The organism is Pedococcus cremeus (genome assembly GCF_900111375.1).
Classification (GTDB): domain Bacteria; phylum Actinomycetota; class Actinomycetes; order Actinomycetales; family Dermatophilaceae; genus Pedococcus_A; species Pedococcus_A cremeus.
This window is the reverse complement of sequence record NZ_FOHB01000001.1, coordinates 335,460-347,656: the sequence shown is the minus strand read 5'-3', so window position 1 is coordinate 347,656 and position 12,197 is coordinate 335,460. Positions and strand designations below refer to the sequence as shown.

At 72.0% G+C, this 12,197-nt stretch carries 13 protein-coding genes; 12 read left to right on the top strand and 1 reads right to left on the bottom strand.

The features are described from left to right. The first annotated feature begins 1 nt into the window (after position 1). Genes BMW78_RS01580 through BMW78_RS01555 form a run of 6 tightly spaced genes read left to right on the top strand, consistent with a single transcriptional unit; the run spans position 2 to position 5,581 of the window. A complete protein-coding gene (locus BMW78_RS01580) occupies positions 2-1,009 on the top strand; it encodes a carbohydrate ABC transporter permease (RefSeq protein ID WP_245735604.1) in 1,008 nt (335 codons plus the stop codon). Further along, complete coding sequence (locus BMW78_RS01575) at positions 1,006-1,914, top strand: carbohydrate ABC transporter permease (RefSeq protein WP_091755725.1); 909 nt, start codon at positions 1,006-1,008, stop codon at positions 1,912-1,914. Before BMW78_RS01580 ends, BMW78_RS01575 begins: the two co-directional genes overlap by 4 nt. Beyond that, positions 1,911-2,774, top strand: a complete 864-nt coding sequence (locus BMW78_RS01570; RefSeq protein WP_091755724.1) for a DeoR/GlpR family DNA-binding transcription regulator — start codon at positions 1,911-1,913, stop codon at positions 2,772-2,774. The genes BMW78_RS01575 and BMW78_RS01570 overlap by 4 nt, the downstream gene beginning before the upstream one ends. Positions 2,775-2,776: 2 nt before the next feature. After that, positions 2,777-3,778, top strand: coding sequence for an ROK family protein (locus BMW78_RS01565; RefSeq protein ID WP_091755720.1), 1,002 nt, complete (start codon positions 2,777-2,779; stop codon positions 3,776-3,778). Then, complete coding sequence (locus tag BMW78_RS21120) at positions 3,775-4,767, top strand: 1-phosphofructokinase family hexose kinase (protein ID WP_091755719.1); 993 nt, start codon at positions 3,775-3,777, stop codon at positions 4,765-4,767. Before BMW78_RS01565 ends, BMW78_RS21120 begins: the two co-directional genes overlap by 4 nt. After that, positions 4,748-5,581: a class II fructose-bisphosphate aldolase gene (locus BMW78_RS01555; RefSeq protein ID WP_177180210.1), complete on the top strand. Its 834-nt coding sequence runs from the start codon at positions 4,748-4,750 to the stop codon at positions 5,579-5,581. Before BMW78_RS21120 ends, BMW78_RS01555 begins: the two co-directional genes overlap by 20 nt. Before the next feature lie 73 nt (positions 5,582-5,654). Here BMW78_RS01555 and nucS read toward each other — a convergent pair whose 3' ends face one another. Then, positions 5,655-6,350, bottom strand: coding sequence for an endonuclease NucS (nucS, locus tag BMW78_RS01550; RefSeq protein WP_091755717.1), 696 nt, complete (start codon positions 6,348-6,350; stop codon positions 5,655-5,657). Between the two features lie 84 nt (positions 6,351-6,434). On the opposite strand from nucS, the gene BMW78_RS01545 reads away from it, so the two are divergent. From BMW78_RS01545 to BMW78_RS01520, 6 genes are all read left to right on the top strand, one after another. Further along, on the top strand, positions 6,435-6,860 hold the full coding sequence (locus tag BMW78_RS01545; RefSeq protein ID WP_091755716.1) for a hypothetical protein: 426 nt from the start codon (positions 6,435-6,437) through the stop codon (positions 6,858-6,860). Positions 6,861-6,944: 84 nt separating this feature from the next. Then, positions 6,945-8,723: a 3-hydroxyacyl-CoA dehydrogenase family protein gene (locus tag BMW78_RS01540; protein WP_091755715.1), complete on the top strand. Its 1,779-nt coding sequence runs from the start codon at positions 6,945-6,947 to the stop codon at positions 8,721-8,723. 162 nt (positions 8,724-8,885) lie between these two features. Then, positions 8,886-10,427, top strand: coding sequence for a hypothetical protein (locus BMW78_RS01535; protein WP_091755714.1), 1,542 nt, complete (start codon positions 8,886-8,888; stop codon positions 10,425-10,427). Positions 10,428-10,429: 2 nt separating this feature from the next. Then, complete coding sequence (locus BMW78_RS01530) at positions 10,430-10,990, top strand: SigE family RNA polymerase sigma factor (RefSeq protein ID WP_091755713.1); 561 nt, start codon at positions 10,430-10,432, stop codon at positions 10,988-10,990. Positions 10,991-11,048: 58 nt separating this feature from the next. Then, the gene (locus tag BMW78_RS01525; RefSeq protein WP_091755712.1) at positions 11,049-11,348 is read left to right on the top strand and encodes a hypothetical protein; all 300 of its coding nucleotides are present in this window, start codon (positions 11,049-11,051) and stop codon (positions 11,346-11,348) included. Then, the gene (locus tag BMW78_RS01520; protein ID WP_091755710.1) at positions 11,345-12,148 is read left to right on the top strand and encodes an alpha/beta fold hydrolase; all 804 of its coding nucleotides are present in this window, start codon (positions 11,345-11,347) and stop codon (positions 12,146-12,148) included. The genes BMW78_RS01525 and BMW78_RS01520 overlap by 4 nt, the downstream gene beginning before the upstream one ends. Positions 12,149-12,197 lie beyond the last annotated feature (49 nt).

The following is a 12,197-nucleotide window of genomic DNA, read 5'->3' as shown; positions in this document are numbered from 1 at the left end:
CGTGCCCGACCAGCAGTCGTCAGTGGTGGCCGCGGGTTCGCCCGCGGCCACCACCGCAGGTGGCGCCGACGGTGCAGGGACGCCGTCGCGCGGCTCCGGGGTCCGAACCCGGGGCCGGGGCGGCGCACGAGGTGACCGAGCCTCGCTCGGCTCCGCCCTGCTCTGGCTGGGCCCCGCCCTGCTCCTCATCGCCGGCGTCGTGGTCTACCCGGCCATCGAGCTGGTGCGCGCGTCGATGAGCAAGTTCTCGATCACCGGCCTGCGCCTCGGCGACGCCGGCTGGACCAACTACACCAACGTGCTCGACCACCCGCTGCTCCCCACGGTGCTGGTCAACACCATCGTCTGGGTGGTCGCGGTCGTCGCCCTGACCATCGTCATCAGCCTGGGCGTGGCGCAGTTCCTCACCAAGGACTTCCGCGGCCGCAAGCTGGTGCGCTGGGCGATCATCGTGCCGTGGGCCGCCTCGCTGGTCATCACGGCCAAGACGTTCGTGATGATCTACGACTTCTACTACGGGACGGCCAACCTGCTGCTCTCGAAGTTCGGCCTCGGCCCGGTCGACTTCCTCGGCAGCGACACCTGGATCATGCCGTCGATGATCCTGGTCGGCGTGTTCGTGTCGATCCCCTTCACGGCCTACGTGTTCGTGGCCGGGCTGGGCGCGATCCCGCGCGACGTCTATGAGGCCGCGCGGGTCGACGGCGCGAGCCCGTTCCAGGTGTGGTGGCGGATCACCCTGCCGCTGCTGCGTCCTGCGCTGCTCGTGGCCGCGGTGCTCAACATCATCTACGTGTTCAACTCGTTCCCGATCATCTACACCCTCAACGACCGCAACCCCGGCTTCTCGCACGACACGACGATCACCTTCATGTACAAGCTGGCCTTCAAGAGCGCGGAGAAGGACGTGGGCATGTCGGCGGCTGCGGGCGTCTTCAACGTCCTGCTCATCCTGGTCGTGGTGATGGTCTACCTGAGGTTCACCCGCTGGCGGGAGGAGACGGCATGAGCACCGTCACAGAGACCGGTACCGGCTCGACGTCGCGGGGCAACAGCTCGGTCGCGCCGCAGGGTGGTTCGCGACGCAGCGGCTGGCAGCGGCACCGCTCGTGGGTGCTGCCCGTGGCGGGCGCCGCCCTGGCGCTGGTGTTCCTCGCGCCCTACATCGTCATGCTGCTCAACTCGCTGCGCCCGAGCAGTGACGTCGTGCAGACCCCGCCGACGTTCTTCCCGCGCGAGTGGCAGCTGTCCACCTACTCGCAGATCCTCACCGACGAGCGGTTCCTCAACTGGCTGAAGACCTCGGTGATCGTGGCGGGTTCCTCGACCCTGATCGTCATCCTCGTCTCGATCCCGGCGGCCTACTACACCGCGCGCTTCCGCTTCCCGGGCCGGATGGCGTTCCTGCTGCTGGTGCTCGTCACGCAGATGTTCTCGCCGACCGCGCTGGTCGTCGGCATCTACCGCGAGTGGTTCAACTTCAACATGGTCAACACGTATGCCGCGCTGATCCTCACCAACGCGGCGTTCAACCTGGCGTTCGCCGTGTGGATCCTGCACGGGTTCTTCGCCTCCATCCCCAAGGAGGTCGAGGAGGCCGCGAACCTCGACGGCTGCAGCCGGTTCGGCACGCTGCGCCGGGTGATGCTGCCGCTGACCATGCCGGGCATCGTGACCGCGGTGATCTTCACCTTCATCGCCGCGTGGAACGAGTACGTCGTGGCCCTGACCCTCATGCTCGACGAGTCGAAGAAGCCGCTCACCGTGGGCATCACGTCCTACGTGACCGGTTACGAGCAGCACTGGGACCAGCTCTTCGCGGCCGCGATCGTGGCCATCGTGCCCGTGGTGGTGCTGTTCGCGGTGATCGAGAAGCACCTCGTGGGCGGGCTGACGGCCGGGTCGGTGAAGTGAACGCCCTCGACGCCGTCGGCGACCCGGCCGGCGAGGCCGGCCACCCCGACCCCCCGCCCGAGCGTGGGCGGCCCCTCGACCGCGGTGCCCGGTGGAGCGCCCTGCTCGGCCTGCTGGCCGAGCACGGGCGCCTCACCGTGGCCCAGGTGGTCGAGGAGCTCGGCGTCTCGGAGGCGACCGTGCGCCGCGACTTCGGCGAGCTCGCGGCGCAGCAGCTGGTCACGCGCACCCACGGCGGCGTCGTCGCGACGGCCGTCGCCTACGACCTGCCGGCCCGCTACAAGCAGGCCTCAGGTGACACCGCGAAGGACCGGATCGCGTCCGTCGCAGCCGAGCTCGCGGTCGCCGGCTCCGTGGTCGGTTTCAACGGCGGCACCACCACGAGCGCGACCGCGCGTCGGCTCGCGGCCCGTTCCGACCTCGCGAGCTCCTCCGAGCGCCCGGCGATCACTGTGGTCACCAATGCCCTGAACATCGCCACCGAGATGGTGCTGCGACCGTTCATCCGCTGCGTCTCCCTGGGCGGTGTCGCCCGTCAGGAGTCCTACGAGCTCTCCGGCCCGCTCGCCTCGATGGTGCTGAACGAGCTGTGGCTCGACACCGTCTTCCTCGGCGTCGACGCGGTCTCGGCCCAGGCGGGCGCGACGTGCCGGCACGAGGGCGAGGCCGGGATCAACGCGCTCATGGTGCAGCGTGCCGACCGGGTGGTCGTCGTCGCGACGGGTGAGAAGGTGGGCCGGCGCGCGTTCGCGCGCATCTGCCAGACCGCTCGGATCGACGTGCTCGTCACCGACAAGGGCGCGCCCGAGGACGAGGTGCGCGCGCTGCGAGCCGCCGGAGTCACGGTGGAGCAGGTCTGACGGTGGGGGAGCAGCGCACACCCGGCCACGGGGCCGGGGTCGAGGCTGACGCCACGGCGGCTGCCCAGGCGGCGGGCGAGGCCGTCGCCGCGGTCGACGTCGGGGGCACCCGCGTCAAGGCTGCGCTCGTCGACCGCCAGGGGCGCGAGCTGGTGTCGACGACGACCGCCACTCCTGCAGACCTCGGTGCCGCCGCAGCGTTGGTGGAGGCGGTGACCGCCACCGTCCACGAGCTGAAGCGTGCGGCGGCCGAGCAGGGGCTCACCGTCACGGTGGGTGCCTGCGGGGTCGTCGTGCCGGGCCTCGTCGACGACACCCATGGGGTGGCGCTCTACTCGGCCAACCTCGGCTGGCGCGACCTCGACCTCGTGACACCGCTCGAGACCGCCCTCGGCGTACCGGTGGGTCTGGGCCACGACGTGCGGGCCGGCCTGCTGGCCGAGGCGCGGTGGGGCGGGGCCCAGGGCTCGGACAACGTCATGTTCGTGCCGCTCGGCACCGGCATCGCCGGCGCGCTCATGGTTGACGGCCAGGTTCTCCAGGCCGGTGGCTACGCCGGCGAGCTCGGCCACGTCGTCGTCGAGCCCGGCGGCCCGGTCTGCGGCTGCGGGGCGAGGGGCTGCCTCGAGGCGGTCGCCTCGGCCTCCGCGATAGAGCGGGCGTATGCCGCGCGGCTCACCTCCGAGGAAGCACCCGCCGACCGCGTGACCGCTGAGCGGATCGCAGCCCTGGTGGCGCGGGGCGACCCGGTCGCCACCGCGGTGTGGGAGCACGCCGTCTCCGCGCTCGGGCGGGCCGTCGTGATGGCGGTCTCGCTCACCGGGGTCGAGCTGGTGCTGCTCGGTGGCGGACTCGCCCAGAGTGGCGACCTGCTGCTCGACCCCCTGCGACGCGAGGTCGCGGGGGCACTGACCTTCCAGCGGCCCCCGACCCTCGCGCGTGCCGCCCTCGGCGACCGGGCCGGCTGCCTGGGCGCCGCCTGCCTCGCCTGGGACCTCACGTGATCGTCACCGTCACCCTCAACGCCGCTCTCGACGTCACCTACCTCGTGCCGCGGGTCGAGCTGCACACCAGCCACCGGGTCAGCTCGGTCTCACAGGTGGGCGGGGGCAAGGGCCTGAACGTCGCCTCGGTGCTCGTCCAGCAGGGCCGGCCGGTGGTCGCGACCGGGCTCCTCGGTGGCACGACCGGCGACCTGGTGCGGGCTGACCTCGACGCCCGCGGCCTGGTCCACCGCTTCTCGCCCATGGCTGGGGAGACGCGTCGATCCGTCGCCGTGGTCTCCGAGGCGGACGGCGACGCCACCGTCTTCAACGAGCCCGGCCCCACCGTCACCGAGGCGGAGTGGCGTGGCTTCCTCGCCGACCTCCGCGCGCTGCTGGCGGAGGTGCGCCCCGAGGTGGTCGTCGCCTCGGGAAGCCTGCCACCCGGCATACCCACCGACGCGTATGCCGCGGTGGTGCGCCTCGCGCGGGAGGCGGGCGCCCGCACGATCGTCGACACCTCTGCCGACGCCCTGTTGTCGGCGCTGCCCGCAGCCCCCGACCTGGTGAAGCCCAACCGCGACGAGCTGGTCGAGGTCACCGGCGAGCCGGACCCGGTGGCCGGCGCCCGCATGCTCCTCGAGCGGGGGGCGCGTGAGGTCGTGGTCTCCGCCGGGGCCGAGGGGCTCCTCGACGTCACCGCCGACGGCGACGTGTGGCGGGCCCACCTCGACTGCGCCCTCACCGGGAACCCCACCGGTGCCGGTGACGCCGCCGTGGCCGCCCTCGCAGCGAGCCTCGCGGACGGCCGGAGCACCCGCGATGCGCTCGCAGACGCGGTGGCGTGGTCAGCCGCCGCCGTGCTGCACCCGCTCGCCGGCCATGTGCGTCCCGACGACGTCGACGGGTTGCGCACCCGGCTCCGCGTCGAGCAGCAGACCACGACAGAGACCACCACATCGACCGCCGCACCGCACCAGGAGGACCACCGTGCTCACCCCGCTCCATGACGTGCTGGAGAACGCTCGTGCCGAGGGCCGGGGTGTGGCGGCCTTCAACGTCATCCACCTCGAGCACGCCGAGGCGCTGACCCGCGCTGCCGAGCAGGTCGGGCTGCCGGTTGTCCTGCAGGTCAGCGAGAACACCGTGGCATTCCACGGGTCGCTGGCCCCCATCGCCGGCGCCACCCGCGTGCTCGCCGAGCGCGCCGGCGTGCCCGTGGTGCTGCACCTCGACCACGCCGTCAGCGAGCCGCTGGTCGACGAGGCCCTCGGGCTGGGCTTCACCTCGGTGATGTTCGACGGCTCGAAGCTCGACGACGCCCGGAACCGTGCGGTGACCCGCTCGGTGGTCGAGCGCTGTCACGCCGCCGGCGTCAGCGTGGAGGCCGAGCTGGGCGAGATCGGCGGCAAGGACGGCGTGCACGCACCGGGGGTGCGCACCCGCCCCGACGAGGCGGCCGCCTTCGCGCGCGACACCGGCGTCGACGCGCTCGCGGTGGCCGTGGGCAGCTCGCACGCCATGACCGAGCGCACCGCCGAGCTCGACCTCGCGCTGATCGGCGAGATCCGCGGCCAGGTGGACGTGCCGCTGGTGCTGCACGGCTCGTCAGGAGTGCCCGACGACGGCATCGCGGCGGCCGTGCGGGCAGGCATGACGAAGATCAACATCGCCACCCACCTCAACGCGGTCTTCACGGCGGCGGTGCGCGAGCGGCTCGGCGCCGACCCGCGCCTGGTCGACACCCGCAAGTACCTCGGGCCGGCCCGCGACGCCGTTCAGGCCGAGGCGGCGAGGCTCCTCGAGCTCGTCGCCCTCCGCTGACCTCCACCGGGTCGAGGTGAACGCGCCGGGGATCCCGCGCGCTGTTACCTCGACCGTGGAGGCGGAGGGGAGGCTAGAACAGCCTGGTGGTGGTGTCGTCGATGCCGCGCAGGGCGTCGTAGTCGAGGGTGACGCACCGGATGCCGCGGTCCTGGGCCAGCGTGCGCGCCTGCGGCTTGATCTCCTGGGCGGCGAAGATGCCGGTGACCGGGGCGAGGTGCGGGTCGCGGTTCATCAGCTCGAGGTAGCGGGTGAGCTGCTCGACGCCGTCGATGTCGCCGCGGCGCTTGATCTCCACGGCCACCGAGCCGCCGAGGTGGTCCTTGCACAGGATGTCGACCGGGCCGATGGCAGTCATGTACTCGCGCCGGACCAGGGTCCAGCCGTCGCCGAGGGTGTGGATGTGCTCGGCGAGCAGCTTCTGCAGGTGCGCCTCGACGCCGTCCTTGATGAGCCCGGGGTCGACGCCGAGCTCGTGGGAGCTGTCGTGCAGCACCTCGTGGATGAGCACGCGGAGCCGGTCGTCGGACTTGGCGTGCTGCACCTGCCACACGAGCGAGACGCCGTCGGCGGCCTCGTGCTCCTCGGGCGACAGCTCGGCCATCGCGCACGGCGGCGACATCCAGTTCAGCGGCTTGTACGAGCCGCCGTCGCTGTGCACCAGCACCGACCCGTCGGCCTTGACCAGCAGCAACCGGGTCGCCAGCGGGAGGTGGGCGCTCAGCCGCCCGTCGTAGTCGACGCTGCACTTCGCAATCACCAGACGCACAGTCGCACACCCTAACCCGGGCCAGAGGGCCCGTTGCACGGCTCGACCACCCGAGGGGACACTGACGGGGAAAAGGAGAGGTCGATGGCGCCCTTCGCTGAGTACGTGGTCGGGTCCACGGTCGCAGTGACCGTGTTCTACACGGCTGCCTCGGCGCTGTTCTGGGGCGTGACCGGCCGGGCGAAGTGGCCCTTCGTCAGCCTGGCCCGCCGCCTCGAGGCCGCCAGGGAGCGCCGGCTCCCGCTCCACGAGCCCATCCCGCCCGTGCTGCTCGGCCTCGAGCTGCGCCGGCTCGGCGCCGAGATGCAGCGGATCGACGCCAGCGACCTGCCGGCCAAGGCGATGCGGCTGCGGGCCACCACGGCGGCCTACGACTACGTCCTGCTCGAGTGCTGCCGCAGCCTCGAGGTGCCGGTGCCCGACAAGAGCGACCCGGTGAACACCCCGCTGACCAGCGACCAGCGCTTCACCGCCGAGTCCTCGCTGCTCGCCGCCGGCTTCACCTGGTGAGCGTCCCCGCCGACACCGGAGGGGTGGGGAGGGTCACGCCGAGGGGGTCTCCCCGCGGCATACCGGCTCTGACACACTCGCCGCATGGCTCGTGACTTCAGCACTGTCGGCGTGATCGGACTCGGCACCATGGGCGCCGGCATCGTGGAGGTGTTCGCCCGCAACGGGTTCGACGTCATCGCCGTCGACGTGGACGACGCGGCGGTCGAGCGCGGCCGCACCCACCTCCAGCACTCCACCGACCGCGCGGTCAGCCGCGGCAAGCTCACGCCCGAGGACCAGGCCGCCCTGATCGGCCGGGCCACCTTCACCTCCGACCTCGGCGACCTCAAGGACTGCCAGCTGGTCGTCGAGGCAGTGCCCGAGCAGCTCGACCTCAAGAAGGAGATCTTCGCCAAGGTCGACGGCATCGTGGCGCCCGACGCCGTGCTGGCCACCAACACCTCGAGCCTGCCGGTCACCGAGATCGCGGTGGCCACCAACAACCCCAAGCGCGTCGTCGGCATGCACTTCTTCAACCCGGCTCCGGTGCTGAAGTTCGTCGAGGTCGTGCGCACCGTCGTCACCGAGGACGAGGTCTTCGAGGACGTCACGGGCCTCGCGCAGCGCCTCGGCAAGCAGCCGGTGGTCGTGGGCGACAAGGCCGGCTTCATCGCCAACGCCCTGCTCTTCGGCTACCTCAACCACGCCGTCTCGATGTTCGAGTCGAGGTACGCCAGCCGTGAGGACATCGACGCGGCCATGCGCCTCGGCTGCGGCTACCCCATGGGTCCGCTGGCGCTGATGGACCTCATCGGCCTCGACACCGCCTACGAGATCCTCGACACGATGTACAAGCAGGGCCGCGACCGCCTGCACGCCCCCAGCCCGATCATCAAGCAGATGGTCAGCGCCGGGCTCAAGGGTCGCAAGAGCGGCCGCGGCTTCTACACCTACGCCGAGCCCGACTCCTCGCAGGTCGCGACCGACCAGCTGACCCCCCGCCCCGACGGTGAGGACGGCGTCGAGAAGCGCACGGTGAGCCGGGTGGGCGTGGTCGGCTCAGGCACCATGGCCACCGGCATCGTCGAGGTCTTCGCCAAGGCCGGCTACGACGTCGTCTTCGTCGCCCGCTCCGAGACCAAGGTCGAGGCCGTGCAGGCGGCGCTCACCAAGAGCCTCGAGAAGGCCGTGCAGCGCGGCAAGCTCACCGAGGAGGCCCGCGACGAGGCGCTGCGCCACGTCAGCGGCACGGCCCAGCTCGACGACCTGCGCGACGTCGACCTCGTGGTCGAGGCCGTCGTCGAGGACCTCGGCGTCAAGCGCGCCCTCTTCGAGAACCTCGACGAGATCTGCAAGCCCGGCGCCATCCTGGCTACCACGACCTCCTCGCTGCCGGTGGTCGAGTGCGCCGCCGTCACGAAGCGGCCGCAGGACGTCGTGGGCATGCACTTCTTCAACCCGGCCCAGGTCATGAAGCTCGTCGAGGTGGTCTCCACCGTCTCGACCGCACCCGAGGTCGTCGCCACCGTGCAGGACCTGTGCGCGAAGGTCGGCAAGCACGCGGTGACCTGTGGTGACCGCTCGGGCTTCATCGTCAACGCCCTGCTCTTCCCGTACCTCAACGACGCCGTGAAGATGCTCGAGGCCAACTACGCCACCGCCGATGCCATCGACACCGCCATGAAGACCGGCTGTGGCCTGCCGATGGGCCCGTTCGAGCTGCTCGACGTCGTCGGCCTCGACGTCGCCCTCGCGATCCAGCGCCAGCTCTACCTCGAGTTCCGCGAGCCCGGCTTCGCCCCCGCGCCGCTGCTCGAGCACCTCGTGACGGCGGGCTACCTCGGCCGCAAGACCGGGCGCGGCTTCCGCACCTACGCCTGACCGCAGCAACCCCGGTTACCCGGGCTGACCCCGGTATGCCGCCCACGCGGCACACCGGGGAGCGGCACCTGAGGCGGTGGTCCTGTAACGGACCACCGCCTCCGTCGCGTCTGGGAGGGTGGAGCCGCGCGGAGCGGGAGGAAACGGACAGGGGGCGGCGTCGTGCAGAGCGACCACCACGAGAACGAGCTGGAGGACCTGCTGCGGCAGGTGTTCGAGGAGGCGCGACGCGAGGGGCGTCGTGACCTCACCGGGGTGCATGCCGCCGCCACCGCGGAGGCTGCGCGGCTCCGTCGCCGCCACCGCCAGCGGGTCACGCTCGGGGGAGCGGGTGGTGCCCTGGTCGCGGCCACGGTCGTCGCGGCAGTGGTGCTGGTGTCGGGCGCCACCGGTCCGACGACCTCGCGGCTGCGACCGGCCGGCCCGACCCGATCGGCCACCGAGAGCCGGCCCGCGGTCACCGGCGCGCCCGCACCGGTGTCGTCCGTGTCGAACGGGGCCGGTGCCACGTCGTCCGCCACGCCTGCTCCCGACGGCAGTGCCTATGAGATCCCCGATGTCCTGCCGACCCCGCTGCCGTCGGGGTTGAGGGACATGACCGGTGCGATGCCGACGAGCGAACCCGAGCTGATGGGCAACCTCGGCGGGTGCAACTGGACCGGCGATGTGCGCAAGCCGGTGGCCGGACGCGAGTGGCAGCTCACCGACGCCAAGGACAGCGGGTGGCTGGCCGGTCTGAGCATCGCCGGTTTCACGACCGGCACCGGTGAGCAGGCCATGAAGGAGCTGCTCGACCACCGGCTCGAGTGCCAGCTCGGCGACGGGGTGGAGCCGGTGGCCTGGCCGGGCAAGCCCGACAACGGGCACCTGCTGGCTTCCTCGCGGGTCGGCGACGGCGACCAGCTCCTGCGTCCGCGCGCTCTGGCCGTCATCCAGACCGGGGACCTGCTCGTGAGCGCCTTCGCCCACGCCGACTCGGTGGCGCGGGCCCGTGCCACAGCCACGGACCTTGCAGAGCGCGCGGCCGCGGGGTTGAGAGGCTTCCCACCGGCCGAGGGGGCGGCCCTGGGGACCAGCACCGAGCCGCCCAACGCGGCCTCCGCGCCCGGCGTGGTCACCAAGGAGCTCAACGGCTGGGCGAACGCCTACGACTTCGGCGACGTCTACCCGACCGTCGAGCAGCTCGGCCATGGCGTGAGCTACAAGGGCGGGGCCCCCATCACCGGCCCGCGCACGCCGGCCGCCTCCGGTGCCCAGATCTGCGACTCGACCGCTGTCGCCGAGGCCAAGGGCGAGACAGCCGACACCAGCCCGCTGCCCATTGCGGGAACGCAGAACTCCGCCTGGTCGGGCGGGGGCGGTGCCAACGACCCGAACGTGACCATCAGCGTCACGGGGTGGAAGAAGGGAACTGGCGCAGCGAGGTTCAGGGACCTCCAGGAGGACCAGGGCTTCTGCGTGTGGATGCCGGAGCAGTCCAGGGTCGCCTGGCCGGGCGCGGACCCGTCACGCACCTGGCTCTCGCGCTCGGCCCCCGGGCAGGTGGCGGTGCACCTGGCGTCGCAGCGCGTGGGCGACGTCATCGTCTCGGTGGTCGTGATGGGGATGCCCGAGGCGACGGCCAGGGCGGAGGCCATCCGGCTGTCGGACCTGGTTGCCGGCAAGGTGCGCGACTCCGGCCTCCCCGCGGCGGAGGGGAAGTAGCCGTGGGGCTGTGCGGGGAGCGGCAGGAGCCCGTCGACGCGGCGGCCTGGATCGACGCCGCGCTGCCGCGGCTCATGGGCGCTGCGCTGTCGCTGGCCGGCCACCGCCAGGACGCCGAGGACCTGCTCCAGGAGACGCTGGCCAAGGTGATCCTCAAGTGGAGCAGCGTCAACCACGCCGACAGCCCGGACGCCTACGTGCGCCGGGCCATGGTCAACACCTTCATCTCGGGCAAGCGCCGGAAGTCGTCGACCGAGGTGGTCTCGCACGACGTCGTGACGGCCGAATGGCGCGGCCGCGGGCAGGGAGGCGAGGGGCACGACACCGACCTCGCGGCTCGTGACCACATGTGGCAGCTGCTGGCTACGCTGCCGCCGCGCCAGCGGGCCGTGCTCGTCCTTCGCTACTACGACGACCTGCCCGACGCCCAGATCGCCGAGGTGCTCGGCTGCTCGGCGGTCTCGGTGCGGGTCGCCGCACACCGGGCCATGGGCACCCTGCGCGAGGCCCTGGCGCCGGTGCCGTCCGAGCCTGCGGTGGAGGTGGCAGCAAAGCGGGCCTGAGGCCAGCGCACGGCAGCCGACCACGCGGCATACCCATGTCTTTGCGAGAATTGCGAACATGCCCCGCGCGAACCGTCGCCGCCGCGACGACGTTCCCCTGAACGTCGACCGCGCGATCGGCGGGCTCACGAGGCGCGAGGGGTATGCCGGCGGCGAGTGGTTCGTGCGCCGCGTCACCGGGGCGGGGTCCACCAAGGCCTACCTGTGCCCGGGCTGCCAGCACACCATCGCGCTGGGCACGCCCCACGTCGTGGTGTGGCCGGCCGACGGGATGGGCGGTCTCGACGACCGCCGCCACTGGCACTCACCGTGCTGGTCCGCGAGGGACCGGCGCCACACCCGGGGATCGATCCGATGAGCCTGCACACCACCGACCTCGGCGACCACGGGTCACGAGTCGTCTTCTGCCACGGGCTGTTCGGCCAGGGGAAGAACTGGACCCAGGTCGGCAAGCAGCTCGCCGCCGACCACCGGGTGACCTTGGTCGACATGCCGCACCACGGCCGGTCGTCGTGGCCGGAGGAGTTCGACTACGTCGACGTCGCCGACCGGGTGGCGCAGCTGCTCGACGCCGACGACCCGGTGACCCTGGTCGGGCACTCCATGGGCGGCAAGGCCGCCATGGTGCTCGCGCTGCGGCACCCGGAGCTGGTCGCGCGGCTGTGCGTCGTGGACATGTCGCCGGTCGACTACGGCGGCCACGCGGGTGAGTTCCGGCGCTACATCGACGCGATGCAGGGCATGGACCTCGATGCCATCACGACCCGCGCGGAGGCGGACGCTGCGCTCCTCGACGCCGTGCCGAACACCACCGTGCGCAGCTTCCTGCTCCAGAACCTGCGCCGCGACGGCGACGGCTGGCGCTGGCAGGCCAACCTCGAGGTCCTGGGCCGCGACCTCGCCGAGCTCGGTGGCTGGCCGGAGGACGACCTCGCCGGTACGTCGCCCTACGAGGGGCCGGTGCTCTGGGTGGCCGGGGAGACGTCGCCCTACATCAGCGACGAGTTCGCCCCCGCGATGGAGCGGTACTTCCCCCGGGTGCGGCGCGTGACGGTCAAGGGCGCCGGCCACTGGGTGCACTCCGAACAACCCGAGATCTTCCTCGAGGTGCTGCGCCGCTTCGTCCGTGCCGAGGACCGGTCGCGCCTCTCCTCGTAGGAGCAGCCTGCCCAAACGCGCATCGACACCTGCACTTGACGGGGCCGAG

What these genes read in the sequence shown, in the direction of transcription:
- BMW78_RS01575 (WP_091755725.1), top strand. Translation starts at nt 1,006, where the DNA reads ATGAGCACCGTCACAGAGACCGGTACCGGCTCGACGTCGCGGGGCAAC.
- BMW78_RS01520 (WP_091755710.1), top strand. Translation starts at nt 11,345, where the DNA reads ATGAGCCTGCACACCACCGACCTCGGCGACCACGGGTCACGAGTCGTC.
- BMW78_RS01545 (WP_091755716.1), top strand. Translation starts at nt 6,435, where the DNA reads ATGGCGCCCTTCGCTGAGTACGTGGTCGGGTCCACGGTCGCAGTGACC.
- BMW78_RS01540 (WP_091755715.1), top strand. Translation starts at nt 6,945, where the DNA reads ATGGCTCGTGACTTCAGCACTGTCGGCGTGATCGGACTCGGCACCATG.
- BMW78_RS01525 (WP_091755712.1), top strand. Translation starts at nt 11,049, where the DNA reads ATGCCCCGCGCGAACCGTCGCCGCCGCGACGACGTTCCCCTGAACGTC.